Below are 25,922 nucleotides of genomic sequence, written 5' to 3'. Positions count from 1 at the left end.
AGGTGCAGTAAAAGGTTAGTCCCTTTTTAGCCATAAAAATATCCCCTCCAAGTAGTCACTCTTTCCTCATCATAACATGATGGTTTTTTTGAGAGTGTCTACCTAAAGGGGATGATATCACTATTGCGGCTTTTAATTGGACGTGTCTCGTCACAACACTTAGTTAGCAGTACACTTGGGTCTTTATACCTTTACCGCAACCTCGTGCTCCCGCAATGTTGCGATCGGGTGGAGAAAGGAATGGTCGAATGGCATCAAATTCTCACCCTCCCGCACTTTGTTCACCCAATCCGGGTTGACGAGCGCACTCGTCCCAATGGCGACGAGGTCCGCGTCGCCTTTCTCCAGCAAGGACTCTGCTCTTTCCGGATCGCCCAGCTTCCCATTCGCGATGACTGGGATGCCGCCCCCGTGTCGTACGGCCAGCTCGGCAAGCGTAGGTCCGCCTTCCGAGAAGGCGGGGTTGAACGCTTTGTACTCCGTCGTATGGATGTAGCTCGGAGATGCTGCGGCCAGGTTCCTGAAGATGATCTCAGCCTCCTTCTCGCCGCCTGCCCATTTATGGTAGAAATCATTCACTTTCCCTTGCGAGATCCGGACGCCTACCGGATAGTCCCGACCCACGACTGCTCGAATCGCTTTGATGACTTCGACGATTATCTGGATACGCCCCTCGACCGAGCCACCGTATTCGTCCGTTCGACGATTCGTATAATCCGTAATAAATTGATCGAGCAGATAGCCGTTTGCCGCATGGACTTCGATGCCATCGAAGCCGATTTCTTGGGCGCGACGTGCGGCTTGCACGAAGCTTTCCACTGCACTACGAATTTCTTCGCGGGTCATTTCTCTCGGGACGGCGAATTCTCCGCTGCCCCCGTGTTCTTCAAGCATCATACCCAAAGGCTTCATGGCGGATGGAGCGAGCGGCGTGAATGCATCGTGTTGAACGAGTGCGCCTGCGTGCATCAGCTGCGCGACGATTTTGCCACCCTCTTTATGCACGGCCTCGACGACTGGCCGCCATGATTCGGCTTGCTCGTCGCTCGCGATGCCGGGCTGGTTCATGTAGCTTCGGCTGGCTGCCATTTCCGGATAAATCCCTTCCGTAATAATGAGACCGAAGCCACCTTTCGCGAAGCGAGCATAATAACGGGCCATGCGAGCATTCGCCAATCCGGACGGCTCTGCGCTCGTCCTGGTCATCGGAGACAGCACGGCCCGAGTAGACAGTGTCAGTTCCCCTAATTGAAACGTCGAGAAGAGATAAGGATAGCGTATCATTGTAAATTCCTCCTTTGTTATTAACAAGTGAAGTTCATTCTAGAAATGATTGTAAACTGCCGTTTCCATATCGTAAAATGATCATTAGAGATGGAGTCATCAATAATATTGATGTCTGGAAGATAGAGGTGCTCGACGATGGAACTAACGGATTTAAAAATGATCATGGTCATTATGAAAGAAGGCAACATTACGCGGGCGGCAGAGAAGCTGGACTATGTACAATCGAATATTACGATGAGGGTTCGCAAGCTGGAGCAGGAATTGGGCGTACAGTTGTTCCATAGACATACGAAGGGCGTCGAGCCGACCGAGAAGGGACGCCTCTTCTGCCAATATGCGGCGGACATTCTGCGTATGGTCGATGAGGCGACCCGGGCCGTCCAAGATCAGGATCAACCTTGCGGGCCGCTGAGAATCGGCGTTGTGGAGACGATCACCTCCTCAGCGCCGTTTATTCGGGCATTAATCGATTTCCAGAGCAGATGCCCTGAGGTTTCACTGTCGCTCGAAACAGGCACCTCTCCGAGCAATTACGAGAAGGTGGCGAACCGAGAGCTGGATGGCGCATTTTGCACGGGCGAATACGATTTATCCCAGATGCAAGTCGGTTATGAGGTACAGGAGCAAATCTTCCTGCTGACGAATGCTCTAGCACAGGAAGCTCCTGCTTCTTCCGAATTGGCGAATGCGGCGTGGGTCGTTTTTCCTGTAGGATGTCCGATACGCGCCGCAAATGAAGATTGGCTGCTGAGCGAGGGTGTACCGCACCTGAATAAGATCGAAGTCAGCACGCTCGATACGATGCTGAATTGCGTACGCGCAGGAATCGGTTACGCGCTGGTGACTAATACCGTCGTTGCTCGGGATGACGACCTGGTTCACGTTCATCCCGTCCCTGAACTGTACCGGTTCGTGACGACGCGATTGATTGCCCGTAAGGAGCCGTTTCAGAATAAAGCGTTCGACGCTTTTGCTGCATGTGTCAGGGCAGCTGGGGGCGAAGCATGAACCAGCCATTTTTACAACAATTTTAGAGGGGCCATTAAGGCCCCCCTGCCAGCGCCCGCAGCGTATCCTGGCGAATGACGGCCGCCGCATAGTACGGCGGGAAGAAATGCTTGTCATCCTTCAGCACCTTCAGCTTGAACTCCTGTATTCGGCCGTCCGTCGCAAAGGCGTCGTTCACGTCCACCGATCCTTCCCGTACGGCGGCGCTGTAGGTAAGACCGGCGTCTAGTCCCTTAACCATCTTGAAGCGGATGCCGTAGGCCGCTTGCAACCCCTTGCAGCCGTCCGGCCGCTGTCTTTTTGTTTCTCAAACCTCTTTTGTTTCTCAAACCTCGTATTTCTTAATAATAGGAAGGCTGCCCGTTACTTTAATGAAAAAAGCAGCCGATCGCATAACCAGCTGCTGCAGTGGTTTATTCAGCTATCGTTCCCAGTTTAGTTCAACAATGCTGCCGGTCGATATGCGGCGGCCTCCCTGTTGTAGTGAATGAAGCTATGGCCCCCTGTGAGCTCAAACTAAACTCTTAAGAGTGCTATTTTATTAGCTTTTCAATTCATCCCTCTGCATCTCCATTAGGGATTAACTTGCAGACAGATCTTCCCCAAATAATGGCTGTTGAGCGTTGCATGAGCTATAAAGGCATCCTCCAGAGTAAAAGTATGGCTGATGTGAACCGATAGTCTACCTTGGATGATGTAACGATGAAGTCTACCCATGATTTCAGGATCTGGTTCGCCGTTATATCCTTCTACTCTGATTCCTGAGGATATCCGTAATTCAGGGCGTATCCCATGAGGATATGCGACGCGTCCGCTTGCACGGATACAACCGAGTGCATGATTCGCGGTCTCTCCTGCTGCGGTGAACAGTGCAGCGTCGAATCCATCCGGGGCAAATTTCATTGCCATCGAAGTGATATCCCCGCCTTTACCATTTACAACCGCATCGCAACCAAGCTTCTGTACCATGGCAACACCGTCTTCACCCGAAGCAATTGCAAATACACGGGCTCCCATGCTTCTCGCGAGCTGAACCGCCATATGTCCTACCCCTCCGCTTGCACCGAAAATCATAACAGACTCTGCTTGTTGAAGTTTCAGTACATCTTCCAGCCCGCGCAAAGCGGTAATCCCGACTCCAGATATGACCGCAGCTTCCTGCTTGGTTAATCCATCTGGAATACGGGACACATATTGGGATTCAACGGCTGCGTACTCTGCATAGAAGCCTCCTTTAGGATTCAGAAACCCAGGTGCATAGACCAGATCTCCCAAGTTCACATTGGAAACCTTCTCACCCCGTGCAACAACCGTACCCGATCCTTCCGAACCGAGAATGTAAGGTAATTTCGGATTTGCACCTAGCATTTCCGCGTATCCGCCTTGCCGTTCGAATGCGTCCCACTCTCCCACACCGGCATATGCTAATCGAATCAACACGTCATCCGGACCCATTTTAGGCACATCGATCTCCTGCAGGCGTAACTCTTCTGGACCGCCGAATCTATGCAGAACTACAGCTTTCATTTTATCTGGACTCTTATTCACGCTTACCTCCTCCAATCAGCACATGTTTATCCTGCTTACAACAATTTATCATAATAACATGTCAATAATTGTCATAGTTAATAGGAAAGGCATGCCTCATTGATGTCCAAAAACAAGCTGCTGTTCGACCTTATTATGTATGTAAATTCAAGTCCCCGTTTACCGCTCAAGATGTAGCTCATGAATTCAATGTTTCCGTACGGACGGCTGAATAAGTGAGGTGGGCATTCCGCTCTATACAGAACCAGGCCGCAACGGTGGTCGCGCATCGAACAATCGGATATTCTTTAACGAGAACGGAGCATTCCTTAACGTCCCCCCCCCCCCCCCCCTAAATACGTTAAGTATAACTACAGATTAGCGAATGTACGTTCCTTTGCTAATTCCACGCTAAACTGCCCGTTACTTCAATGAAAAAGGGAGCAGTTGTCGCGGCGGCAAACTGCTTCCTGGTGTTGTGCTATCGACTCCCGATAGTTAAATTCTACTTTGGGATATCCATTATCTATCCGCGGAAGTAAGCACAAAAATAGACGGTACGCGATTAGGCAACCGTCTATTCTTGATTTCCGAAGGGAGCTCTATGAGTGTTGGGGATCTGGCGCTGATCGTACACAACAGTACATTCTATGAAAATACATCAACCTTGGAACTGTGGCTTGCCCCAGGTAACAATGCACAATTCCGAACTCAGTCCAATCAAGGCAACACAGCGGTGTAGGCGGCGGAATGACGAGCACAGGGGTTATCCTGGTTCTCTTCAGCCTGCTCGTGGGCGCTTTTTAAATACATAAGTTAATTTAGATGGCAGCCTTGTTTTGATTGTATGGTGCTAACGGCCAGTCGCCTTCTTCGTTGTGCTATCTCCCAGATAGGTTACAGTTTCCGCAGAGCCAGCGTTACCCCCAATAGTTTTTCATGAGGTCCGTGACCCAGAGCGGTTGCTTGATCTCCCGAGGTTGAGCAAATTCCTTCATTACAGGTTTTAAATCTAGTACTGGTGTCTCATTTATGGCATCAAGTCCTTTAACATAAATCTTTTTGCCTTCACGCTTTATTAATTCTACTGTAGTTAGTCCGATTTTGTTTGGTCTATTCTTTCCTCGTTGGGCGAAGATTCCTACTTTCGGATACGCTTTGTTATTCCGTGGGTGTCTTGCATCAATTTCGATGTTATCATCTTTTACTTTGTCAAAGTAAAAGATGACTTCTACATGTGAGAAATCCTCAATGCCCACAAGACTCTGTTCAGTATATCCATCTGCAAGCTCAATAGAGGAGATAACTTCACCCCAATAATCATCTTCTGTTGTTTCTCTACTATTTCTGACATAAGCAACCGGTTTCATGGTAATCATAATGTTTACCTCCCAATTTGAAGAAACAGCAAACGCAGCGAGCCTTTCTCAATAATACTTGTATCTCCCCCCACTTTTTGTTTCATTTGATGAAACAAGGTTCCGCTTGTTGGTACTATCTATTATACAGTCAAAGTTCCATTAGTTCAACAAGTCTGCCATTTAGTTCAATGAAATAGGCAGCCGATCACGTAGCCGGCTGCCGTCATGTCTTTATTGAACTAACGACTCCCGATAGTTCAATGATTCGTGCTGATGCTTGTCAAAAATTTTTGACAATAAATACCTTTAATTGTATTATAAAGGTGTAAAAACCTTTTTACAGGGGGGATCTGGATGGGATTATTAGTACAAATTCTCATAGGTATCTATTATGCTGTTGTCATTTTCGCTTGCATGTACATATGCGGCCATAAATCAAGCGGGGGTGACGAACGCCAGAAAGAAATCCGCAAACAAGCAACGCAAGCAAGCTGGATTGGAATGATGTTCTATGGCATAGAAAGGGGAATAAGAGAAATCCCTTTAGTAGAGCAGTTTTATAAGGAAACGATAATCGTGGGACCTTTTATACCGCAAAGCTGGGTGAGTAATTTACAAAATGGATTTGATGTTGTTTTGGTTGGACTTGTCTTTTATATTATTTTTTATATCCAGGCCAGAAGGAAACTGTCTTAATGAAAAATCGCATTAGACAACTGAGAGAAGAACATAAATTATCACAAGGCGATCTTGCTGCAAGGTGTCGTGTTTCCCGTCAAACAATCAATGCTATTGAAAACAATAAATACGATCCGACCTTGGAATTGGCTTTCCGCCTAGCCAGCGTGCTGGGTGTGAAAGTCGACGAGTTGTTTATTTATTGAGATAAGGGCAGTGGTTATGGCTGTCCTTTAAACATATTACAATTCTTCACTATCCTGCCCGTTACTTCAATGAAAAATAGAGCAGCCGCCGCGGCAAACTGCTCCTGGATCATTCAACTATCGTCTCCAGATAAGTTGAATCATTTTCTGAATTAATCACTGAAATCTTTAAACAGAGACTCCAATTCTTTAACATCATAAAAGTTTCCGTCATTTATAAATTTTTCAACCTCTACGGTACCATCTTCCAAAAATTCTATCTCCCACCGCTGACCAGGAATAGCAACTTCAACCATGATGGCTTCATTTCGGACTTTGTTTAATTTATAAAATATCTTACTATCCTCTAATTTGTTAAGAAAAGCAATTAACTCTCTTAGGCTCACGTAGATCACCTCACGCTTTCTGAACAGAGGGCGAGTAAAATACATCACTATGCATATGCTTGATTTTGTCCCAGTTCCCAGGATTGGTCGTGTCTAAAGCGCGGTGCTCCAGAATGGCTTGATATAGAGCGGTTTTTTGTTCCAAATGGGCAACGTGCTGTTTGGCTACTTCGAGCTTAACGAGCGCGTCTTCTTTATGCTCCATCATGAGTGCGTAGCGTTGCGGAATGGTCGAATCCCCTTCGAGACAGAGATCTATGTACATTTTAATCACTTCAATCGGCATCCCGGATTGCTTGAGGCATTTGATGCCATGCAGCCAGTTGATCGATTCTTCATCAAACATCCGAATATTGTTGTGATTACGCTGTACGCTTGGCACCAGACCTTTATCCGTGTAAAAGCGTACTGCGTGCTCGGTGAGTCCCGTTATTTGGGCGGCTTCTTTGACCGTATGCATGTGAAATCCCCCTGGGAAAAAATTTTGAATACAACTTGACTTCGTGTAACACGAAGGTTCTAAGCTTAGTGTAGCGCAAATGAGTTGTAAGTGGAATCCCCGCTGCAGCGCCCGATTCAGGGGATAAGCGCCGTTTGCTGTTCTACATTCGAACACTGGGAGGAATTACAATGCAAACCGTAACATTAAACAATGGTGTAAAAATGCCGATCATCGGCTTCGGTGTTTACCAAGTTCCTGATGCTGAAGAATGCGAGAACGCCGTATATGAAGCGTTGATGGCTGGTTACCGCCTAATCGATACCGCCGCCGGTTATCTGAATGAGGAAGCGGTCGGTCGCGCGATCAAGCGCAGCGGTATACCACGTGAAGAGCTGTTCATCACAACCAAGCTTTGGGTTCAGGATGCCAGCTACGAGAGAGCCAAGCTGGCGTTCGCCAAATCCCTGAAGAAGCTCCAGCTCGACTATCTGGATCTATACCTTATTCACCAGCCGTTCGGCGATTACTACGGCGCTTGGCGTGCGATGGAAGACCTGTACCGCGAAGGCAAGATCAAAGCGATCGGGGTCAGCAATTTCCTGCCTGACCGTTTGATGGACCTTATCGTGCATAACGAAATCGTGCCTGCCGTCAATCAGGTCGAAACGCACCCGTTCTACCACCAGATCGAGAGCGCCGCTTTTATGAAAGAGCAGGGAGTGCAGCACCAGTCGTGGGCGCCTTTCGCTGAAGGACGTAATAACTTGTTCGGGAACGAAGTGCTGGCCTCGATCGCAGAAAAACACAACAAGTCCGTCGCCCAAGTTGTGCTTCGCTGGCTTGTTCAGCGTGGAGTCGTTGTAATTCCGAAGTCGGTGAAGAAGGAACGGATCATCGAAAACTTCAATATTTTCGATTTTGAGTTAAGCGCGGACGACATCGAACATATTTCCACACTCGATACGCGGGAAAGTCTTTTTTTATCGTACCGCGATCCGGAAGTAGCCAAGATGATGGGCAGCTGGAAAGTCGATCTGTAAACTTTGATTAAACCGTAAACTCATCATGCGTCTATTGTCATCTATTAAGATAAAAAACCTTATATCTTCCTGCCGTTTTTGTAATTTGTATTATTTATAATGTCGTAATACTCTATAGGAAGCTGCGATTAGGAGGAATTCGATTAGGAGGAATACGAATGATCCAAATGAAAATCTCCACATATAAAGAGGCTGTTCAGCTTATTAATGAAGTGGGCATCTTGCCACTGGCACCACTTATTCCAAACCATCCCTCACTTTACGAAATCACTTATGGCGAGCAATGGTTAACGGGGACTGAAACGGATCCTTGGCTTTGGCGAACTCGACTTCCCAGTGATGGCGCAGCGGCTTACGGTAAATTCATTAAGAAAAAACCGGTTCTCATTTCACGCGAATTGTTCCCATTGGTTAAAGTCATTCTCGGAAGCCATATATCTATTGAAGTTCGTTATCAACAAGGTCTGATTTCGAAGGATGCTTTAGCGGTTTATCGACAAATCAGAGAGGAAGAAGGCATCGAAACCAGGTCGTTAAGATTAAAAACGAGAATGCATGGCAAAGAAATGAAGAAGACATTCGAACGGTCCCTTTTGGACTTGCAAGCAACTATGGATATTGTTATTTCTGGTGCCAAAGAAAGTCGGATCATTTTAGATAAGAATAGCGCGTGGAAGAGTACTTCATTCGAGTCAACCGACCATTGGATGGGGAACGTCGGCATACTTCCTTCTGATATTCGTGTGGAGCTTGCTAAGAAGGAACTGAAGAACGGCTTAACAGGGAAATGCAGTGCTCAGGCATTGGGATTTCTCAATAAATTATTTCAACTTGATTCCTAAATCCCTGATAATAACAACATATAGGAACTGCTGAATGCAGCTCCTATAAAATCATCTCCATTTGAATCCTCCGATCCAATTTCCTCCTCGTTCACATTCATATCCGTTCTGCTGATATATCGCAATCTGATCTGTTTGCCCACAGTTTAATTCCACCTTTTTCATGATAGTTGAGAACGGTCGCCCTCTCTCTAAAGCACTGCGATATTCGCATACACCGCCTATATAAAAACGCTACTGACAAAGGAATGTCAGTAGCGTTTTACCACTTTTTCGGCTTCTTCACGAATTCGAGTCCGGAATGATTCTGGCTCGAGCACCATCACATCGGCTCCCCAGCCAAGCACCCACCGCACCAATTCGTCCAATTGGCGTACACGTAAGACCACATGAAGCCCCTCTTCATCCTCTTTCATGTCTTCCATGTAATAATTGTTCGATTCTTTCACCTTATCTGCCAGGTCATGATTAAATCGAAGGCGGACCCGCAAGTGCCGATGATCCGTAGGCTGGTACTCCCTTAAGTTAAAATGGGCCGGCCGTTCGAAACGGTCTTCCAGTTCGAGAAGTTCGGTCATTCGGGACAAGCGGAAATGACGAATGTCTTGGCGCAGATCGCAGCGTGCCACGAGTATCCACGATCCTTGAACAAGCACTAGGCCATAGGGAGCAACGGTACGAACGCTATGGCGATTCCCTTCGGAATCCGCAAATCCTTTTGCATAGTGAAATCTGATCTTACGCTCATCTAATATCACTCGGCGAATCTTCTCGAGATAGTCCCTTTCTTGCGACGGCGTGACCTGCTTACCGGAAGAGAGTAAACGCATAGAATTGCGTACACGAGAGGTTTCAGTGCGAATGCCCTCTGGTAGAATGGCTTCTATTTTCCTGCGGGCAGCTTGAGCCCTGACATGGTAATCATCATCAAATCGCTGCTCGATAAAGTCCGTTCCCATGAGCAAGACCACAGCTTCTTCTACCGAGAAACTGACCGGCGGCAGGAAGTAGCCTTCCATCAAGGAATATCCGGTCCCCGGAGCTCCTATGATCGGCACGCGCGCTTCGCTGAGTGCCTGAATGTCGCGATAGATCGTTCGCACACTTGTCTCAAATAGGGCCGCCAAATCTTCGGCCCGTACCACTTTTTTTCTTTGCAGCTCCAGCACGATAGCTAACAAACGGTCTGTTTTGTTCATAGACTTCCCTCCCGCGGGTTTCTTCCAAACCACTTGCCGTTACTTATGATAAGGTTCTCCGCGCTGTTTGTCATGGCAAACTATTGCCTGGATAATTTTTTCATTGACATCCCAGTAAATGGACTATATATTGATTTTGATAATCATTATCATTTAGAACCCCTGCTGCTAATCCGCCTGTTCGAGGCTCCGACCTATGGAGTTGATACCGAGTTATTCGACACAATTTAAAAAACATACACGATAAAGGATGGCTATGCAAATGAACGCAAATCGGAAAATGACACTAGGAACCTTACTGATTTCGGCAATACTTATGATCGCACTGGTTGGCTGTTCAAGCCAGGAATCAAGTCCAACATCTACACCGTCATCGACTGAGAACACTTCGGCAAGCACCGCAAAGACTACAACAGAGCCCGCTTCCAAAGATGCAAAGACGGACTATCCGATCGTGATCAAGCATGCCTTCGGCGAAACTAAAATTCCAAGCAAGCCTGAACGCGTGGTTACGATTCAATGGGCGAATCATGATGTCGCTCTCGCTCTCGGCGTTGTGCCTGTCGGCTTCTCGGCGGCGAATTACGGCGTTCAGGATGGCAGCGGGCTTTTGCCTTGGACAGCCCAAAAGCTCAAAGAGCTCGGTGTAGACAAACCTCATATTTTCCAAGATACGGATGGGCTTGATTTTGAGGCGATATCAGACGCAAACCCGGATGTCATTCTTGCCGCTTACTCCGGTATCACCCAGGAAGACTATGATATTCTTAGCAAAATTGCTCCGGTGGTGGCTTATCAGACTAAGCCTTGGGTGACTACATGGCGTGAGCAAGTCCTATTGAATGCAACAGGCATGGGCATGAAAGCTGAGGGCGAACAGCTCATTAAGCGTACCGAGAACCTGATTAAAGAGAAAGCAAGCAAATATCCCGATATGCAAGGCAAAAAAGTGGTCTGGGCCAACTTCTCGGCTAAAGATATGTCTAAGATCAATGTATACACACCTGCAGATCCCCGCGGTGCTTTCCTGCAAGAGCTGGGCATGGTCTATCCTGAACGTGTAACGAAACAGATTACGGATGCCGCCAGCTACTCCTTTAATTTGAGCGCCGAGAATGCCGACATCCTTGGCGACGCAGATATCTTAATCGGATATGGCGATGAAAGCTTATACCAAGCAGTGAAAGCGGATCCCTTGCTCGGCAAAATTCCAGCGGTCCAAAGAGGTTCTGTTGTGTTTATTGGTAACGGCACACCTATGGCAGCTTCCGGCAACCCGAATCCGCTTTCGATTGCTTATACCATTGATGATTACCTCGAATTAATCGGAGGTGCCCTTAAGAAGATCAATGAATAGTTCATCGGTTTCAGCAAACAAACGGCTAAGCCCGCCGATCCCGCGGAATTTCACGTTAGTTCTCGTCATTTGTGTTGTTTTGCTCGGCATATGCGTGTTCGCCTCTCTGGTCTTGGGCTCCCGGCCGGTGAGATTTCATGAACTGATCGACGGTTTATTTCACCCGGGCGTAGATTCCTACGGGGCAGACGTGGTGCGCAAGCGGATTTCCCGAACGGTATTCGGATTATGCTGCGGTGCGGCACTCGGCGTCTCCGGAGCGCTGATGCAAGCGGTCACTCGCAACCCGATTGCTGACCCGAGTATCCTGGGAGTGAACACCGGCGCATCCTTGTTTGTGGTTTGCGGCATTGCGTTCTTGAACATAAGCACCGCGAATCAATATATATGGCTAGCTTTGGCCGGGGCTATGCTTACCGCCGTTTTCGTATTCGGAATCGGTTCCATGGGGCGTGGCGGTGCAACGCCCCTTAAGCTTGTTCTGGCGGGAGCCGCCACAAGCGCCGCGCTGTCATCGCTAGTCAGCGCAATCATGATCCCGCGCTCTTACGTCATGGATCAATTCAGGTTTTGGCAGGTGGGAAGCGTCGGCTCAGCCCATTGGAGCGCGATCGGCACCTTTACACCGTTTCTGATCATCGGCATACTGATCGGTATCATGGCTGCGCCGGCACTGAATGCGCTGGCACTAGGAGAAGATGCCGCGACCGGGCTGGGCGTTCGAACAGGAGTACTGCGGTTCGTTGCGGCTTTTGCCGGTGTTCTTCTGTGCGGAGCGACTACTGCGCTGGCAGGTCCTATCGGCTTTATCGGGCTATTATCCACGCATGTCATACGCCTGATGCTTGGCCCTGACTTGCGATTTATTATACCGATGTCGGCTATTTCGGGGGCGGTCATTCTGACTGTATCTGATGTCGCCGGCAGGCTCATCGGCAGTCCCGGAGAGCTTGAAGTCGGCGTAGTTACGGCATTCATTGGAGCTCCGATCCTAATCCTATTAGCTATGAGAGCGAAAGTGCGTTCATTATGACAACTAAATCGATTGCCTTTATTAGGGCGGGAAGACGTCAAAGACACCGCCGATGGATCCTTGTTACCAGCTTATTGGCGTTCCTGGCTTGCCTGCTTTGCTGTGCCATGCTTTTACTGGGGAGCACCATCTATCCCATTAAAGATGTGCTCCGAGCGCTTTCGGGCGAGCAGCTCAAAGGTGTGTCTTTTGCGGTGAACACGGTACGTCTACCGAGAATGCTGGCAGGCCTTTTGGCCGGATTCGCTTTCGGGCTGGCCGGAACCACCTTCCAGACCATGCTGCGCAACCCGCTCGCGAACCCGAATGTCATCGGAATTACTGCCGGCTCCAGCGCAGCGGCCGTTTTTTGCATCATCATCCTTCACACCAGCGAAACGGTTGTATCCATTGCTTCGGTGATTGCCGGCCTTGCCACGGTTATCCTTATTTATTTGTTATCCAGGGGAAGGGCCTTCTCGGTCGGGCGAGTCATCCTGGTCGGCATAGGCATACAGGCCATGCTAAGCGCCGTCGTATCCTATCTGCTGCTCGTCGGCGCACAGCAGGATATTCCCGCAGCGCTCCGATGGCTGAGCGGCAGCCTCAATGGCTCCCAGATGCACGAGCTTCCATCGCTTGTGATATCGGTTTTGGTTTTTGCGCCTATTATTATCTTGCTGGGCAAACCGCTAAGTATATTGGAGCTTGGCGAACAATCGGCCGCTTCTCTTGGAGTGAGTACGGACAGGACAAGAATTGTGCTTATTCTGAGCTCCGTCTGCCTGATCGCTCTGGCTACCGCTGTCACAGGTCCCATTGCCTTTGTCGCTTTCCTTTCGGGACCGATCGCCAAACGATTGGTCGGATCCGGCTTTTCGAACGCTATTCCGGCCGGTCTGGTTGGCGCGAATTTGGTTTTGGCAGCAGATCTGATTGGGCAATTTGCCTTTGAGGTCCGGTTCCCAGCAGGCATCATCACCGGGATCCTCGGAGCGCCGTATCTGATCTTCTTGCTAATCCGAATGAATCGAAAGGGAGATTTATAATGAAGCCGACACATCTTTTTCAGGCCGAGCAGCTTGTTGCGGGCTATGATCATAAGACGGTTGTCCAAGGCGTAAGCCTGGAGATCCCCAGCAACAAAATTAGCGTTATTATTGGAGCCAATGCCTGCGGCAAGTCTACGCTGCTTAAAACACTGGCAAGGCTTATCAAGCCTGCATCCGGCCAAATCACCCTTGACGGAAGGCCGCTCGGCAAATTCCCGCCCAAGCCATTGGCGCGGGTTCTAGGACTGCTGCCGCAATCCCCCATTGTTCCGGAAGGCATTGCTGTAGCGGATTTGGTTGGGCGAGGGAGGTTTCCGCACCAATCCTTACTCAGCGGATGGACCAAGAAGGATGATAAGGCCGTGGCCGATGCGATGGAGATGATGAATATCACGGAGCTTGCAAACCGTCATATGGACGAGCTGTCAGGCGGTCAAAGACAGCGTGTCTGGATTGCCATGGCTCTGGCGCAGCAGACCGATATATTATTCCTCGATGAACCGACCACCTTCTTGGATATCACCTATCAGGTCGAAATTCTTGACCTGCTCACAGACCTTAACCGAAAGCAAGGAACGACGATTGTCATGGTGCTTCATGATATCAACTTGTCCGCCCGTTATGCAGACCATATTTTTGCGCTTCGTCAAGGACAGCTCGTGGCAGAGGGCGAGCCATCCAAGGTGATTACAAGCGCCTTGGTGAAAGACATTTTCGGACTGGACAGCACGGTGATCGAAGACCCCATCTCGGGCTCTCCTCTTGTGGTGCCCATAGGGCGATATCATGTGAATTAATAAGGGCGCTCGCGTTGAGCGCCTTCTTTCTTTGATTCCCTTCGGTTCATCGTGTAATTGTGGTACGGTTCCCCGCCTGGTTCAATTGTTGGCTTCGATCTCTGCACCCGTGAAGATACCCATGCCGAAAAAGATAAGAACGGGTTGATTGCCAGCTTCTTCAACTGTAACTAATCCATCACGTGCGTTGCAAAAGCAGCGATCGCGGTGTTAGCGGCAAGTTTATCATACGGTGACAACAAAAAGAGCCGCAGAATACCGGCGGTCATGCCGGTGCCCTGCGACTGTGTGGCGCGTATCGGATCAAGAGACTTCGTTCATTGGGTTTGCTCGTCCGCCGAGGGGCCATACATGCCCGGCACCGGAATATCGAGAAGCCGCAGGTAAACCCCGAGCTGCGCCCGGTGGTGGACCATGTGGCTTAAACCGAAGGTGCGCAGCGCGATCGCCCGCGGAGCGCGGAGAATGATATGGTCGCCGTGGCGCAGCGTCCATTCCTCGCCGAGCGTGTTCTCGTCACATTCGGCGAGCAGCTGCTCAAGCTTGCCGACGTTGGCGTCGAATTCCTCCAGAACGTCAGCGCGTTGTTCCAAAGCCTCACGCCGCAGCGGTACGGTCGCAAGATCGAACTCCGCATACTGAAAAATGGCGATTTGCCAGTTCAGCAGGTTGACCAGGTGCGTAGCCAGCCCGCCGAGCGTCATCGATTTCTCGTGCGGCTTCCACGACATATGCTCCTCGGGCAAGCGTTCCAGAATGCGGCGCGTAGCCGCCAGTTCCTGCGCTGCGTCACCGACGATCAGTTGTTTGGCCATACATCCCTCTCCTCCCTCATTTGCGTTATTCAGCCCAAGAGCTGAATAACGGCATATCTTCCTACCCCAGAATAACCCTTTTTTTCCTTCTATACAACTCGCTTGGAAAAGAACCCCGAGCTCTACACGAATTCCTTCCTTACGCTATCTGCCATGGTTGTGGGGATTAGCGAGTGCCGCCAGAATCAAAAGCAGCCGCTCACCTTTCAGACAATGTAACTGCGTCATCCTCCCCCTTACTTCAACGCGAAGCAGGGAGCAGCTGCCGCGCCGCGGCATCCGCTCCCTGCTTACTGCGCTATCGATACCTGAATTTGATTCCGCCCATTTAGTGAATATCGTGTTTTTTGAAGTTTCCGCCTTTCACTTCGGCAACATCGTACACCATAACAAAAGCACTCGAGTCGATTTCGTAAATGATTTCTTTCATTTTGCTTTCTTCCAAACGGTTAATGACGCAAGTAATTTCTTTGAACTTTTCGTTGGAATATCCGCCTTGCACCAGGTTATATGTAGCCCCCCGCCCCAAGCGGTCACGAATGGTTTCTACCATGATTTCGGGATGTTTGGTAATAATGATAAAGGTTTTGGCTCCGCTTAAGCCTTCTTCAACGATATGAATCACTTTGGAGGCAATATAATAAGCAATCGCTGACAAAAAAGCCCCTTGAAGGCCGAATACCGTCGAGACGACGATAAACACAAACATATTGAGGAATAAGATCAGATCGCTTGTACCAAAAGGCAATTTTCGGGAAAGCAATACGGCTAACATATCAATACCATCCAATGCACCGCCATTCCGTAGTGCCAACCCCATTCCAAAACCGATAATAATCCCACCGACAACGGTGATCAGCAGCGTGTCACCTTCAATGATGGGTGAGATGTGATGCAAAACGGCCGTGCCGACGGCCAGCGAGGCAATACCGATCACGGAATAAATGGCAAAACTTTTTCCGATTTGCTTGTAGCCCAAAAATATAAATGGAATATTAAGAATAGCGATCAACAGCCCTAGCGGCAATCCGGTAAGTTCGAATCCAACGATGCTTAAACCCGTTACACCGCCGTCGGACACATTATTTGGAATCAAAACGGCCTCTAGCCCATAGGCTGTGATGAATCCCCCAAGTATGACAGCAATTCCTCGTAAAACCTTTTTTAATAAGGCAAGTTGTTTTTGCTCCGTCTTCATCTATTGACCCCATTTCGTTTTAAATACTCCTTCTGGTTATTGATTATTTTCCAATCAAAAAGTAAGCATGGTTTAATTTTACCTGATCACAGTACAAATATCACATTATCTCCAGCAGGGATGCCATAACATGCGATCGCTTGCGTAAACTGCCCTTTAACGCGGCGAAGGCAGCCGATCGATTCTCCGCCGGCTGCCCTCGTTTTTATATGATTGTTCTCGCAAGCCTTTACTACTACTGCCCCAGCGATACAAGGCTCGTTCAAAGACGCATTAAAACCATTTCACCTCAATGTATATAAGATAAATATTCAAATGCGGTTGCTCCATACACGCTTTTGAAGTGTTTATTTAAATGGGTTAAATCAACAAAACCACACTCAGCTACTGCTGAATAGACATCCCCATTCTTTTCGATTAACCGCTTTGCACGTTCGATCTTGCAGTTAAGAAAATATTGGTATGGTGAAATCCCAGTATGTACCTTGAATAATCGGATTAACTGAAATTTCGATAAATGAAGCTCGCTGCAAATATCATCAAGCTTGAGTACATGCTCTAAGTTGGCATGTATCATATCCTTTGCTTTTTTAAGCAGTGCGTTATCCTTCTTGCTGTCTGTAGAAAGATTGCTTGGAACAAGGCGATTCGTAAGGGATAGGAGCAATTCACTGCATAACGCCTCTTCTTTTTCACTTAATATGGCATAAGAAAGACTTAATATTCGTTGTTCAAGTCTATAGTCATACACAATAGGAGTTGAAAAACGTACGATATCCTTTTTCTCAATAGCCTCTAAGAGCAATTGGGGCTCAATATATAACATCACATAATCCAGGCCTGTATGATCGTGTGCCATGCCGTCATGGGCCTGTTCCGGGTTAAACAGCATAATCCCGCTTTGATAGGATAATTGTAAAGTGCCATCCATGTTATAGTGCTGGATACCACGTAGTGTAACCCCTACTGCATACTCCTGGTGAGCGTGCTTTTTATACTTAAACTCCGTCATACTTGCTGATAATGCTGTAATCCCTGCCGATTTTTTATAGACGAATTTGTCCATTTGCAACACCTCTGTATAAGCTTGCCTACATCCATATCATAATGGCAGCGTAAGCTAAAAATAAGGCCATCGTTACATTAACCGTCTTATTATGCTTCTGTAAAAACGCCTTGAAGAGCGTACCGAAAAGCACCCATGTCGTAAAAGCTAAGAATCCAATAAGCGTTATAGCCAGTATGCTGATTGACACCGCAGAAACCGCGTTATAGTAGGGCATAACAAATGTCGGGATTACCGTTATTGTGAATATCACTACCTTGGGATTCAAAAACTGCATAAGAAAGCCAGATAGAAAGGTAGCCGTTTGGTTAACCGTCGAGGTTGATTTATCCGTTTGGTAGAGCTGATAAGCTAGATAGAACATATAACCGCTTCCTATGATCTGCATCAACACTACTAATTTCGGTATGATCGTTAGAAGCATCGTATTCAAACCAGCAGAGATGACAAGTAATAAACCAAAACCCATCGTTGCCCCATAAGAATATTCCATCGCCTGTCTTGCTCCAAATTTATGCACGGTGGATAATATAACAATATTCGTTGGTCCGGGTGTAAATGTAGCAATCAAACAATAAATCAAAAAAGATGTAATATCCATGAGAACGCTCCCTTCAAGCTCTTCTCATATCCTACATCTTACAACGAAATCGCATATAGTATATTATTGCGGCTGCAGTTATTTCTCCGCCATGGATCTGCCCTTACAGGTAAGACCACAACCATGCGCTTGATTTCTTCTTCATCCTTCAGCCCGGGTATTTACTATGCTGCCTCTTTCATGCTTACCTCGACCGGAAATAGATGGGATGTCTTCCACATCGCCCAGCATCGCGCCGGCAATCGTCAGAACATCCCGATTCAAAATGCAGATGGTAGGGCCCATGCAGCCAGCTTATTCTTGGCGTCGCCCCGCTGATGCGCAGTTGCTCATTCAACAGTGCAGCGGCATCCTGTGCCTTCTGTTCTTTGGCCAGCTCGAACACCGTGCGCAAAGATGCTAATTTATCTAATGGCTGGCACCTTTGATCGATACTTAAAAAAAATTATATATACCTTCTTGGTAATATCTATATTCTTCATCTGTTATCCTCAATCTACCATAGGATTCATAAAATAATTCTTTATCACCCTTTTGATCAAATACATCCTGTTTAGGCCTGATCGCAAGCGCGATATCAAATCGCGGATCACCGAATGCAGCTCTGGGCCAATCAATAATGCCAATTACATTATTGCAGTTAACCAATACATTATTTGTGTGAAAATCGCCATGAATCAGAGTATTGTCAATCGGTTTAGGTCTATCCTTTTTCAGTCGCAAAAGCAATTCTTCCGTGCCATCCACATCATAATTAGCAACATTCCAGCTTGCTTTCATGAGCATCGTATCTAACCAAGATTGCTCATTCTTTTGCAATCCAATAGGGCATTGGCTTTCATGGATTTGCTTTAAACATAAACCATAGTTAGATATAACTTTTTCTCTATCCCTAGGATTAGGATTATCGCTCAGGAAATGTCTCAAGCTAATTCCATCTATATAATCCATGAGCAGCCATCTTGATTTATCCTGAATATGGAAAGCATATGCCTTTGGGACGGGTAGTCCAGTAGTCGAAAGATATTGCAAGGCCTTATGTTCCTCTGATAACCATTCATTAAATAAACCATGCTCCGTCTTTTTAATAATGAACTGGTGATCACGGGTGTCAATCTTAACAACAAGCGAAGTATGCCCTTGCCGAGGGAATGAGATGTTTTGAATCGCACCTATTTGATCTACAAGTTCAACAGGAATATCATGTACGTCCATCGCGCTCTCCTCTTCAAGATTATGGAATGGGCCAAGTCAAAAGTAATAGCTCACTTCCAAATCGCCATAAAACTCCGGATTGCTCTTTTCCTTTTTTAAGATGATTTCAAGTACCAATTCCTCTTGACCTTCCATTTCTCCGCATCGGATACTCACAGAATACCAACCTCTTTCGATAGCAAAAGTAAGAGAGTTGTTTGTATGGATGGAGTCTATATTCTTGAAATAACCTACCCCTGCAACCCGAAGTTGGCCTGACTCCGTGTGGAATACCCAGCCGGAAGAGCTTACCTTCGTTTCATTCTCATTTAATAATAAGGACCTTTTATCATCATGGAACGCAATATGAAATTGATAATAGCTAGTATTAAGACCTATTACAGGTATAGCAATTCCATTCTTAGTAATATTGTCGCCATGCTCCGTTTCAGTGAAGTATTGAAGAACATCCCTATCTTGTAATTGATTTATCTCCAAGTAATTTTGTAATAAGACAGGTTCATATAGTACAAACCCGTTCAGCTCCGAAAACAAACTTTTTATATTACCCACACCCTATCATAGATACTTGATAGACCATACAAACCCCATTTTTCATTCTGATTCCGGCGGTTCACTTAGCATCCATGGAATATTCGCTTCAAACTCTATCCGGATTGTGGGTTCAGGAAAATCCTCTGCGATTAATGACGGAACGGTTCAGGTTCAACGATGGCTCCTCCCATCCACTGGACGCTGGAAATGTTGGCGCGCGCGCTCAACCTCTACCCGGGTCGCGCAACCCTCGGCATGATCGTTGATTAACCCCATCGCTTGCATGAAGGCATACACCGTAGTAGGCCCGACGAATTTCCAGCCCTGCTGTTTGAGCTCCTTCGACAGCGCGATCGATTGCGCCGAGGTCGATGCGGTCTGCGGCGCTGCCAGCTGACTCCGGTCCGGCTCGTACCGCCAGATGAAGGCGGCTAGCGAGCCTTCGCGTTGAATGAGCTCCTGCACCCGCTGCGCATTGTTAATAACCGCCTCGATCTTGCCGCGATGTCGGATGATGCCTTCATTTCCGAGCAATCGGCCCAGGTCACGCTCCGTATAGCATGCGATTCGGTCGAAATCAAACTGATGGAACGCCTCGCGGAAGTTCTCGCGTTTGGCAAGGATGGTACGCCAGCTCAGTCCGGATTGGAATCCCTCCAGACTTAATTTCTCGAACAACCGTCGATCGTCGCTGACCGGAAATCCCCATTCGGTGTCGTGATAATGCGGAAATTCCGGCGCGGCGCCGCACCAGCTGCAGCGCGGTTTGCCATCTTGCCCCACTATCGTCGTGCTCATAGGCCCCCTCCTGATTCGTGCGCAAGCTGCGTGGCGTTTGCCATACAGCTCAACCAGTCACACATCTGCTCGACCTCATGCTTAATGAATCCCTCGTCCCGAAACGCTTGCGCCAGCGTGGCGACCCCTTGGCTGCGGGCGAGGAGATGCATCGCCAGCTCGTCGGCGTCTGCTTCGCGGCCGAGCTGCACGAACTGCCGGCTCAGCCAGGAACGAAACAAGGAGAACAGCTCGCTTGCCTCCGCCTTCGAGGCATGATTGAGCTTCGCCAGTTCCGTGCAGAGCGTGCCGACCGGGCAACCGTACATGGTAATATCAGCCTGGTTGGCAATCAGAATATGGATAAAGCTCTTGATCCGATCCTCGGGCCGCTCTCCTTCGTCTTCCCATTGCACCAGCATGTTCCGGGTATTCTCCAGCCGCAGCTCAATCACGGCAGCCAGAATCTCGTCCTTCGATTTGAAGTGATAATAGAAGTTCCCCTTGGAAATTTGCACAGAATCGGCAATATCCGCGAAGGATGTATGCTCGTAACCCCGCTGATAGAACAGCCGGTCGGCCGATTCGACGATGTGCTCGCGAGTTATTTTACCTTTCATGCCTAACACCTCCGTCGCCGACCACACCTCCAAGGTCAGTCGGCTTACTTATGCTTCCTCACCGCAGTAAAAGGAATAATCGATGTAACCCTCTTCGCCGCCTTGGTAGAACGTGGCGGGATCGGCTTCATTCAATGGCAGGCCCTCCCGATAGCGGCGCACCAGATCCGGATTGGCCAAGAACGGGGCCCCAAAAGCAACCAAATCCGCGGCGCCGCTGCGTAACGCTGTTTGGGCACGAAGCAAGTCATAGCCATTGTTAGCGATATACGTACCCGCAAACTTCGAACGCAAGGCTCGATAGTCCAGCTCACTGTTCCTCGTCATCATATCACCTTCGAGCACATGCAGATACGCCAAACCGCGCGGACTGAGCTGCTCGGCAAAATACGAGAAATGCTTCTGCGGGTTGGAATCCGACATGGAGTTGAACCGGTTCTCCGGGGTCAAGCGTACGCCTACACGCTGGGCCGGCCACACCGCACAAACCGCATCGAGGACTTCGTTCAGCAGGCGCATCCGATTCTGCACGCTGCCCCCATACGCATCGGTGCGGCGGTTGCTGCCGTCGCGGAGGAATTGATCGATCACATAACCGTTCGCGCCGTGTACCTCCACGCCATCAAAGCCGGCTTGTTTGGCCATCTCTGCAGCGCGTTGGAACTGCGCTGCCATCTTCGGAATTTCAGAGGTCTCCAGCGCGCGCGGCATCACATAATCGTGCTTTCCGGTATAGGTATAGACCTGTCCCTCCGGCCGCAGTGCCGACGGAGCCACTGGCGTCGCGTGGTCCGGCTGCAAGCTCGGGTGGGAGATCCTCCCGCAATGCTGCAGCTGAAGAAAGATACGTCCGCCGGCGGAGTGCACCGCATCAGTCACGCGGCGCCAGCTGACAGCTTGGGTATCCGTATAGATCCCCGGGGTGAACGGGTAGCCGACCGCCTCCGGTGAAACGGGGGCAGACTCTGTAATGATGAGACCGGCACTGGCACGTTGTTGATAGTAGGTCACCATCATGGGCGGCACAACACCGCTAGCATCGGCGCGATTACGAGTCATCGGTGCCATGACCATCCGGTTGGACAGTGTCAGATCACCCAGCTGAACAGGCTCAAATAATTCATTTGACATTATGATCTCATCTCCTTCAAAATTCTGCAACACAATTAGGACGAACGTCCAATTTAATGAGATATTAGCACGATCGTCCTAATTCGTCAATTGAAAAAGGACTGCAACGGGATGCCGCCTTACAACCCGTTCCAGCCCTCAAAGCATTGCTGCGTTATCCTCCATAGACACCGCTTCCATAATCCTGCACACCCTACACATTCTGGGGAGCAGAATGGTAATTCCGTACCCGAGCCTTTCTTGCTGTGAATATCTACCCTCCCGTTCATCGCACGGATGAGGCCGAAGGCCACCATGGTCCCGACAAGCACCGCTGAATTGCGCAGGCTTCCGTACAAAGCTGCTACCACCAGCGCCGTGAAACGAAGATCCAAGTAATACCCGTCCGCCTGTAATCTTCCGGACCCCCGCAGGTCCTTCCCTTGAACTTCGGCGCCCAAAAAAGGCCCGGAGGCGGCACCTCTTTCGGTGCGATCCGGGCCTGTCAGTTATCACAAAAATGTTCGGTCGTTACGCGTTCGTCTTCGCCTTGATGACCTCGAGCGGCTTGTGGTTGCCGTACTTCGGATACTCGCGGGTCGACGGGGCGGCCCACTTCGCAGCGTTGGAGAGCACGCGGCGCACTTGTTCGTTGTAGTACGTCGGGTAGGTCTCGTGCCCTGGGCGGAAGTAGAAGATCTTGCCTTGGCCGCGGGAGAAGGTGCAGCCGCTGCGGAACACTTCGCCGCCTTCGAACCAAGACACCATGATGAGCTCATCCGGCGCCGGGATGTCGAAGTGCTCGCCGTACATCTCTTCTTCTTCGAAGTCGATGTATTCGCCTATGCCTTCTACAATCGGGTGGCCCGGGCTCACGACCCAGATGCGCTCCTTCTCGTCGGCCTCGCGCCACTTCAGGTCGCAGGAGGTGCCCATCAGCGTCTTGAAAATCTTCGAGAAATGGCCGGAGTGCAGCACGATCAGCCCCATGCCATGCAGGACGCGGTCCTGCACGCGTTTCACGATATCATCGCTCACTTCGTCGTGGGCCATATGCCCCCACCAGAAGAGGACATCGGTGTTGTCGAGCACTTCCTGCGTCAGGCCATGCTCCGGCTCATCAAGCGTCGCGTACGTGACCTCGACTTCGTCGCCCAGCCCTTCGCCGATGGCGGTATGAATGCCGTTCGGGTAGACGGCGCGGACTTTCTCGTTCTTTTTTTCATGACGGAATTCATTCCATACGGTAACGCGCAGTTTGGGCTGTGCCATTAGCGGATCCCTCCAAGGTTTGATTGATATGGTGAATAGGATGATCAGATACCACTGAGTATATTGATTCTTTACCCAAAAAGATATGCTCGATCCTGCCTGGGTCTTATGCAAAAATGCCATGGTTGTTGATTCGTGATATACTGGGGGTGTCAGGCCTGGATCCTTCATCAGGCTGCGCTTGAATACGTATACATATTATGGAAGTGTCCATGTTGGTGGAGCGAGGTGCACGAGACCTGTTGATGAATGCGGCGCTGGACTCGCCTCTCGAGGCGATCAATGAGGAAGTTGTGGTCTATCAGAATCCGCTGCTGCGGCTGAAAATCTGGGAGCTGTTCTGGGACCTGCCCACGTACGGTATTCCGGAGCGGTGGCACTGGCATTATCATAAAGAAGTAGAGTTTCTCGTCGTGCTCGAGGGACAGCTCGGGGTGCAGACGAAGGACGACTCCTGCACGCTCGGCCCCGGCGATGTCATGCTGCTCGGCGCGTCACAGCTGCACCGCACGTATAAACCGGATGCGTCGGCGATCCGGCAGGTGGTGTTCCAGCTCGACCTGTCGCAGCACTTCGACCAGAGCACGATGCCGTATCTCTCCGCGTTCTCCGAGCTGACCCGGCCGCTCGGAGAACTCAATTATATTTTTCGGGAGAATGAGGCGGCCCGCCGGGAAGCCTTCGGGCTCGTGATGGACATCTACGAGGAGTCGCAGAACCGGCTGCGGGGCTATGAGATGGCGATCTCGTCATCGATCAAGCGGCTGATGCTCCTGCTGCTGCGCTGCGATCACCGCGGCGTCCTAGGCGGCACGGACGACAGCGAACTGCTGCGGCTGCGCCCCGCCCTCGACTACGTCGACCGCCACCTCGGCGAGAAGATCGCGGTCGAGGACGTATGCGGGCTGCTCAATCTCAGCTACCACTATTTTATCAAGTACTTCAAGAAGGCGATGGGCCTCTCCTTCGTCGACTACGTGAACTACAAGCGGGTCAAAACCGCCGAGCGTCTCCTGCTCACCCGCGATCTGAGCATCATGGAAGTCGGCTTCGAGGTCGGCATCCCGAACATGGCCCAGTTCTACAAGCTCTTCAAACGGCACAACCAGTGCTCGCCGAAGGAGTTCCGCCAGCGCATGCGCAGCCAGGCCGGCCTCGGCACCGTAGAAGACGCCAGGGTGTAGGGCCTTGGCGGAGGGCCGAAGCCGCGTAATGGCGCGGATGATGTGCGGACGCGTAGGCTGGTGGGGGCGCGCGGAGCGCGGACAAAGCGTGCAGACAGATCGGGGTCGCAGCGTCGCAAGCGGTGCATGGACAAAGCGTGCAGGCGGTGCGTGGTCGCAGTGCCGCCCGGCCGCTGCCAAAGAAACCGGCGGTTTTGATTAAATATCAAAACCGCCGGTTTCTTTGGCGTATGCTATGCTGCTGTGGCGCCTCCATACTTTTCCGTCATAGCAGCGTTATTTATATCCCTGTGAGCGGGTGCGCCTTTCAAGTTCAGCCGGATACGGCCGGAACCACATGTTCCTTAATCAGTGTCCACCTATCACGCGGATTAGGAATGAACTCGGATGCAATGGCTACGACCAGGTCTTTGTCCGGTATGCAGCAGATGACATTCCCGCCATCGCCAAGTGCCAAGTATGCGGAAATTCCGTCCTCTTCGCGCAACCACCAAAGGTATCCGTAATGATTGGGGTTCATAGCTGTTGATTCTTCTATCCATGTCTCCGGAATAACCTGATGACGGTCCCACACCCCCCGGTTCAGATATAGAAAACCAAACCGCGCCATATCCCGGGGAGTCAGCGTAAGTCCCCATCCTCCTGTGGAGTTGCCCTGCGGGTCTTTCACCCATCCCTTCACCTTATCTCCGAATAAGTCATCAAATCCAAATGCCTCCATGTCATTATCCGGGATCGCCTTCATTCCGATAGGTTTGAATAAGCGTTCGACCGCAAACTCCCGGGCGCTTTGTCCTGTGCTGCGGGTGATGATAGCCGACAGCAGGTGCGCCCCTGCGGTGGAATATTTGAAAGCTCCCCTGCTCCCCTTGTGACCCAGCATATCGAGAGCATATGAGGTCCAGTCGGGCTGCATGCACATCTTGTCCAGCGGCTCGTGCCAGTCTGCGAATGAATAGGGGGCTGTCATCGTAAGGAGGTCGCGTATGGTGATTTCCCGTTTCTGCTTATCCGCAGCATCCGGATCGTATTCAGGAAAAAAATCCAGTACCTTCTGGTCGGCATCCGTGATATATCCTGCCTCTATAGCCATACCCATGAGGGCGGATAGGATGCTTTTCGTCACGGAGGCCACATGGTGCGCCGCGTCCGCTCCATAGCCATGATCATATCGCTCATAGGCGATGTATCCTTTTCTCACAACAACGATCCCGCTTATATTGCTGTACTCGGATGCTATCACGGGTTCAAGTTCGGCAAGCTTCTTCTCGTCCATTCCCACGGCAGCCGGGTCTGCGGATTGCCATGCTGCTGTCGGCCAGTAGTTTCTTTGCAT

At 49.7% G+C, this 25,922-nt stretch carries 27 protein-coding genes and 1 pseudogene; 10 read left to right on the top strand and 18 right to left on the bottom strand.

Going from position 1 to position 25,922, the window contains the following annotated elements:
- Positions 1–183 precede the first annotated feature (183 nt).
- Positions 184–1,284, bottom strand: a complete 1,101-nt coding sequence (locus tag O9H32_RS09625) for an NADH:flavin oxidoreductase (RefSeq protein ID WP_269865817.1) — start codon at positions 1,282–1,284, stop codon at positions 184–186.
- 138 nt (positions 1,285–1,422) lie between these two features.
- Between O9H32_RS09625 and O9H32_RS09620 the strand changes: the two genes are divergently transcribed.
- Positions 1,423–2,295 carry a LysR family transcriptional regulator gene (locus tag O9H32_RS09620; protein ID WP_269865815.1) on the top strand — a complete coding sequence of 291 codons (873 nt, stop codon included), beginning with the start codon at positions 1,423–1,425 and terminating at the stop codon, positions 2,293–2,295.
- Between the two features lie 34 nt (positions 2,296–2,329).
- On the opposite strand, the pseudogene O9H32_RS09615 reads toward O9H32_RS09620, so the two are convergent.
- The 3 genes and pseudogenes from O9H32_RS09615 to O9H32_RS09605 form a co-directional block, all read right to left on the bottom strand.
- Positions 2,330–2,578, bottom strand: a pseudogene (locus O9H32_RS09615) (glycine betaine ABC transporter substrate-binding protein); the annotation flags it as partial.
- 290 nt (positions 2,579–2,868) lie between these two features.
- The gene (locus tag O9H32_RS09610) at positions 2,869–3,843 is read right to left on the bottom strand and encodes a quinone oxidoreductase family protein (protein WP_269865814.1); all 975 of its coding nucleotides are present in this window, start codon (positions 3,841–3,843) and stop codon (positions 2,869–2,871) included.
- Positions 3,844–4,742: 899 nt separating this feature from the next.
- The gene (locus O9H32_RS09605) at positions 4,743–5,201 is read right to left on the bottom strand and encodes an SAM-dependent methyltransferase (protein ID WP_269865813.1); all 459 of its coding nucleotides are present in this window, start codon (positions 5,199–5,201) and stop codon (positions 4,743–4,745) included.
- A 336-nt stretch (positions 5,202–5,537) separates the two neighbouring features.
- Here O9H32_RS09605 and O9H32_RS09600 point away from each other — a divergent pair, with 336 nt between their 5' ends.
- Both O9H32_RS09600 and O9H32_RS09595 read left to right on the top strand, forming a co-directional pair.
- Positions 5,538–5,879: a hypothetical protein gene (locus O9H32_RS09600; RefSeq protein ID WP_269865811.1), complete on the top strand. Its 342-nt coding sequence runs from the start codon at positions 5,538–5,540 to the stop codon at positions 5,877–5,879.
- Positions 5,879–6,067: a helix-turn-helix transcriptional regulator gene (locus O9H32_RS09595; protein WP_269865810.1), complete on the top strand. Its 189-nt coding sequence runs from the start codon at positions 5,879–5,881 to the stop codon at positions 6,065–6,067. The genes O9H32_RS09600 and O9H32_RS09595 overlap by 1 nt, the downstream gene beginning before the upstream one ends.
- A gap of 152 nt (positions 6,068–6,219) precedes the next feature.
- Here O9H32_RS09595 and O9H32_RS09590 read toward each other — a convergent pair whose 3' ends face one another.
- Together O9H32_RS09590 and O9H32_RS09585 are read right to left on the bottom strand one after the other, a co-directional pair.
- Positions 6,220–6,453: a hypothetical protein gene (locus O9H32_RS09590; RefSeq protein WP_269865809.1), complete on the bottom strand. Its 234-nt coding sequence runs from the start codon at positions 6,451–6,453 to the stop codon at positions 6,220–6,222.
- 10 nt (positions 6,454–6,463) lie between these two features.
- Positions 6,464–6,913: a MerR family transcriptional regulator gene (locus O9H32_RS09585; protein WP_269865808.1), complete on the bottom strand. Its 450-nt coding sequence runs from the start codon at positions 6,911–6,913 to the stop codon at positions 6,464–6,466.
- 170 nt (positions 6,914–7,083) lie between these two features.
- Between O9H32_RS09585 and O9H32_RS09580 the strand changes: the two genes are divergently transcribed.
- Together O9H32_RS09580 and O9H32_RS09575 are read left to right on the top strand one after the other, a co-directional pair.
- The gene (locus O9H32_RS09580; RefSeq protein WP_269865807.1) at positions 7,084–7,935 is read left to right on the top strand and encodes an aldo/keto reductase; all 852 of its coding nucleotides are present in this window, start codon (positions 7,084–7,086) and stop codon (positions 7,933–7,935) included.
- A gap of 158 nt (positions 7,936–8,093) precedes the next feature.
- Positions 8,094–8,777 (top strand): AlkZ-related protein, encoded by a 684-nt coding sequence (locus tag O9H32_RS09575; RefSeq protein ID WP_269865805.1) that lies wholly within the window; start codon positions 8,094–8,096, stop codon positions 8,775–8,777.
- Between the two features lie 251 nt (positions 8,778–9,028).
- On the opposite strand, the gene O9H32_RS09570 is transcribed toward O9H32_RS09575, so the two are convergent.
- Positions 9,029–9,976 (bottom strand): helix-turn-helix transcriptional regulator, encoded by a 948-nt coding sequence (locus O9H32_RS09570; protein WP_269865804.1) that lies wholly within the window; start codon positions 9,974–9,976, stop codon positions 9,029–9,031.
- A 262-nt stretch (positions 9,977–10,238) separates the two neighbouring features.
- Here O9H32_RS09570 and O9H32_RS09565 point away from each other — a divergent pair, with 262 nt between their 5' ends.
- The 4 genes from O9H32_RS09565 to O9H32_RS09550 are packed head-to-tail and all read left to right on the top strand — an operon-like array spanning position 10,239 to position 14,194.
- Positions 10,239–11,333, top strand: a complete 1,095-nt coding sequence (locus O9H32_RS09565; RefSeq protein ID WP_269865803.1) for an iron-siderophore ABC transporter substrate-binding protein — start codon at positions 10,239–10,241, stop codon at positions 11,331–11,333.
- Complete coding sequence (locus tag O9H32_RS09560; protein ID WP_269865802.1) at positions 11,326–12,366, top strand: FecCD family ABC transporter permease; 1,041 nt, start codon at positions 11,326–11,328, stop codon at positions 12,364–12,366. Before O9H32_RS09565 ends, O9H32_RS09560 begins: the two co-directional genes overlap by 8 nt.
- Positions 12,363–13,394 carry a FecCD family ABC transporter permease gene (locus O9H32_RS09555; RefSeq protein ID WP_269865801.1) on the top strand — a complete coding sequence of 344 codons (1,032 nt, stop codon included), beginning with the start codon at positions 12,363–12,365 and terminating at the stop codon, positions 13,392–13,394. The genes O9H32_RS09560 and O9H32_RS09555 overlap by 4 nt, the downstream gene beginning before the upstream one ends.
- Positions 13,394–14,194 carry an ABC transporter ATP-binding protein gene (locus O9H32_RS09550; RefSeq protein ID WP_269865800.1) on the top strand — a complete coding sequence of 267 codons (801 nt, stop codon included), beginning with the start codon at positions 13,394–13,396 and terminating at the stop codon, positions 14,192–14,194. Before O9H32_RS09555 ends, O9H32_RS09550 begins: the two co-directional genes overlap by 1 nt.
- Before the next feature lie 317 nt (positions 14,195–14,511).
- On the opposite strand, the gene O9H32_RS09545 is transcribed toward O9H32_RS09550, so the two are convergent.
- The 10 genes from O9H32_RS09545 to O9H32_RS09500 all read right to left on the bottom strand — a co-directional run bounded on the left by O9H32_RS09545 (position 14,512) and on the right by O9H32_RS09500 (position 23,402).
- Positions 14,512–15,009: a DinB family protein gene (locus tag O9H32_RS09545; RefSeq protein ID WP_269865799.1), complete on the bottom strand. Its 498-nt coding sequence runs from the start codon at positions 15,007–15,009 to the stop codon at positions 14,512–14,514.
- Positions 15,010–15,337: 328 nt separating this feature from the next.
- A complete protein-coding gene (locus O9H32_RS09540; protein ID WP_269865798.1) occupies positions 15,338–16,207 on the bottom strand; it encodes a YitT family protein in 870 nt (289 codons plus the stop codon).
- Positions 16,208–16,496: 289 nt separating this feature from the next.
- On the bottom strand, positions 16,497–17,273 hold the full coding sequence (locus O9H32_RS09535; RefSeq protein ID WP_269865797.1) for an AraC family transcriptional regulator: 777 nt from the start codon (positions 17,271–17,273) through the stop codon (positions 16,497–16,499).
- 25 nt (positions 17,274–17,298) lie between these two features.
- On the bottom strand, positions 17,299–17,874 hold the full coding sequence (locus O9H32_RS09530) for a LysE family translocator (RefSeq protein WP_269865796.1): 576 nt from the start codon (positions 17,872–17,874) through the stop codon (positions 17,299–17,301).
- Positions 17,875–18,309: 435 nt separating this feature from the next.
- Complete coding sequence (locus tag O9H32_RS09525; RefSeq protein WP_269865795.1) at positions 18,310–19,089, bottom strand: phosphotransferase; 780 nt, start codon at positions 19,087–19,089, stop codon at positions 18,310–18,312.
- Between the two features lie 36 nt (positions 19,090–19,125).
- The gene (locus tag O9H32_RS09520) at positions 19,126–19,641 is read right to left on the bottom strand and encodes a hypothetical protein (protein ID WP_269865794.1); all 516 of its coding nucleotides are present in this window, start codon (positions 19,639–19,641) and stop codon (positions 19,126–19,128) included.
- Positions 19,642–19,794: 153 nt separating this feature from the next.
- Positions 19,795–20,421: a DNA-3-methyladenine glycosylase I gene (locus O9H32_RS09515; protein WP_269865793.1), complete on the bottom strand. Its 627-nt coding sequence runs from the start codon at positions 20,419–20,421 to the stop codon at positions 19,795–19,797.
- The gene (locus O9H32_RS09510; protein ID WP_269865792.1) at positions 20,418–21,020 is read right to left on the bottom strand and encodes a TetR/AcrR family transcriptional regulator; all 603 of its coding nucleotides are present in this window, start codon (positions 21,018–21,020) and stop codon (positions 20,418–20,420) included. Before O9H32_RS09510 ends, O9H32_RS09515 begins: the two co-directional genes overlap by 4 nt.
- Before the next feature lie 48 nt (positions 21,021–21,068).
- Positions 21,069–22,151: an alkene reductase gene (locus O9H32_RS09505; RefSeq protein ID WP_269865791.1), complete on the bottom strand. Its 1,083-nt coding sequence runs from the start codon at positions 22,149–22,151 to the stop codon at positions 21,069–21,071.
- Positions 22,152–22,661: 510 nt separating this feature from the next.
- A complete protein-coding gene (locus O9H32_RS09500; RefSeq protein ID WP_269865790.1) occupies positions 22,662–23,402 on the bottom strand; it encodes a ThuA domain-containing protein in 741 nt (246 codons plus the stop codon).
- A gap of 245 nt (positions 23,403–23,647) precedes the next feature.
- On the opposite strand from O9H32_RS09500, the gene O9H32_RS09495 reads away from it, so the two are divergent.
- Complete coding sequence (locus O9H32_RS09495) at positions 23,648–24,586, top strand: helix-turn-helix domain-containing protein (RefSeq protein ID WP_269866058.1); 939 nt, start codon at positions 23,648–23,650, stop codon at positions 24,584–24,586.
- A gap of 313 nt (positions 24,587–24,899) precedes the next feature.
- Here the strand turns inward: O9H32_RS09495 and O9H32_RS09490 are convergent, their stop codons facing one another.
- Complete coding sequence (locus O9H32_RS09490; RefSeq protein ID WP_269865789.1) at positions 24,900–25,922, bottom strand: serine hydrolase domain-containing protein; 1,023 nt, start codon at positions 25,920–25,922, stop codon at positions 24,900–24,902.

The sequence above is a fragment of the Paenibacillus caseinilyticus genome (assembly GCF_027533645.1).
Classification (GTDB): domain Bacteria; phylum Bacillota; class Bacilli; order Paenibacillales; family NBRC-103111; genus Paenibacillus_G; species Paenibacillus_G caseinilyticus.
Note: the sequence above shows the minus strand (reverse complement) of the source record. Positions and strands in the feature narration are given on the sequence as shown.

Excerpts from the sequence above, each read along its gene's own strand:
- O9H32_RS09625 (WP_269865817.1), bottom strand. The coding sequence starts at position 1,284 with ATGATACGCTATCCTTATCTCTTCTCGACGTTTCAATTAGGGGAACTG.
- O9H32_RS09620 (WP_269865815.1), top strand. The coding sequence starts at position 1,423 with ATGGAACTAACGGATTTAAAAATGATCATGGTCATTATGAAAGAAGGC.
- O9H32_RS09605 (WP_269865813.1), bottom strand. The coding sequence starts at position 5,201 with ATGATTACCATGAAACCGGTTGCTTATGTCAGAAATAGTAGAGAAACA.
- O9H32_RS09600 (WP_269865811.1), top strand. The coding sequence starts at position 5,538 with ATGGGATTATTAGTACAAATTCTCATAGGTATCTATTATGCTGTTGTC.
- O9H32_RS09595 (WP_269865810.1), top strand. The coding sequence starts at position 5,879 with ATGAAAAATCGCATTAGACAACTGAGAGAAGAACATAAATTATCACAA.
- O9H32_RS09585 (WP_269865808.1), bottom strand. The coding sequence starts at position 6,913 with ATGCATACGGTCAAAGAAGCCGCCCAAATAACGGGACTCACCGAGCAC.
- O9H32_RS09580 (WP_269865807.1), top strand. The coding sequence starts at position 7,084 with ATGCAAACCGTAACATTAAACAATGGTGTAAAAATGCCGATCATCGGC.
- O9H32_RS09575 (WP_269865805.1), top strand. The coding sequence starts at position 8,094 with ATGATCCAAATGAAAATCTCCACATATAAAGAGGCTGTTCAGCTTATT.
- O9H32_RS09570 (WP_269865804.1), bottom strand. The coding sequence starts at position 9,976 with ATGAACAAAACAGACCGTTTGTTAGCTATCGTGCTGGAGCTGCAAAGA.
- O9H32_RS09565 (WP_269865803.1), top strand. The coding sequence starts at position 10,239 with ATGAACGCAAATCGGAAAATGACACTAGGAACCTTACTGATTTCGGCA.
- O9H32_RS09560 (WP_269865802.1), top strand. The coding sequence starts at position 11,326 with ATGAATAGTTCATCGGTTTCAGCAAACAAACGGCTAAGCCCGCCGATC.
- O9H32_RS09555 (WP_269865801.1), top strand. The coding sequence starts at position 12,363 with ATGACAACTAAATCGATTGCCTTTATTAGGGCGGGAAGACGTCAAAGA.
- O9H32_RS09550 (WP_269865800.1), top strand. The coding sequence starts at position 13,394 with ATGAAGCCGACACATCTTTTTCAGGCCGAGCAGCTTGTTGCGGGCTAT.
- O9H32_RS09545 (WP_269865799.1), bottom strand. The coding sequence starts at position 15,009 with ATGGCCAAACAACTGATCGTCGGTGACGCAGCGCAGGAACTGGCGGCT.
- O9H32_RS09540 (WP_269865798.1), bottom strand. The coding sequence starts at position 16,207 with ATGAAGACGGAGCAAAAACAACTTGCCTTATTAAAAAAGGTTTTACGA.
- O9H32_RS09535 (WP_269865797.1), bottom strand. The coding sequence starts at position 17,273 with ATGGACAAATTCGTCTATAAAAAATCGGCAGGGATTACAGCATTATCA.
- O9H32_RS09530 (WP_269865796.1), bottom strand. The coding sequence starts at position 17,874 with ATGGATATTACATCTTTTTTGATTTATTGTTTGATTGCTACATTTACA.
- O9H32_RS09525 (WP_269865795.1), bottom strand. The coding sequence starts at position 19,089 with ATGGACGTACATGATATTCCTGTTGAACTTGTAGATCAAATAGGTGCG.
- O9H32_RS09515 (WP_269865793.1), bottom strand. The coding sequence starts at position 20,421 with ATGAGCACGACGATAGTGGGGCAAGATGGCAAACCGCGCTGCAGCTGG.
- O9H32_RS09510 (WP_269865792.1), bottom strand. The coding sequence starts at position 21,020 with ATGAAAGGTAAAATAACTCGCGAGCACATCGTCGAATCGGCCGACCGG.
- O9H32_RS09505 (WP_269865791.1), bottom strand. The coding sequence starts at position 22,151 with ATGTCAAATGAATTATTTGAGCCTGTTCAGCTGGGTGATCTGACACTG.
- O9H32_RS09500 (WP_269865790.1), bottom strand. The coding sequence starts at position 23,402 with ATGGCACAGCCCAAACTGCGCGTTACCGTATGGAATGAATTCCGTCAT.
- O9H32_RS09495 (WP_269866058.1), top strand. The coding sequence starts at position 23,648 with ATGAATGCGGCGCTGGACTCGCCTCTCGAGGCGATCAATGAGGAAGTT.
- O9H32_RS09490 (WP_269865789.1), bottom strand. The coding sequence starts at position 25,922 with ATGCAAAGAAACTACTGGCCGACAGCAGCATGGCAATCCGCAGACCCG.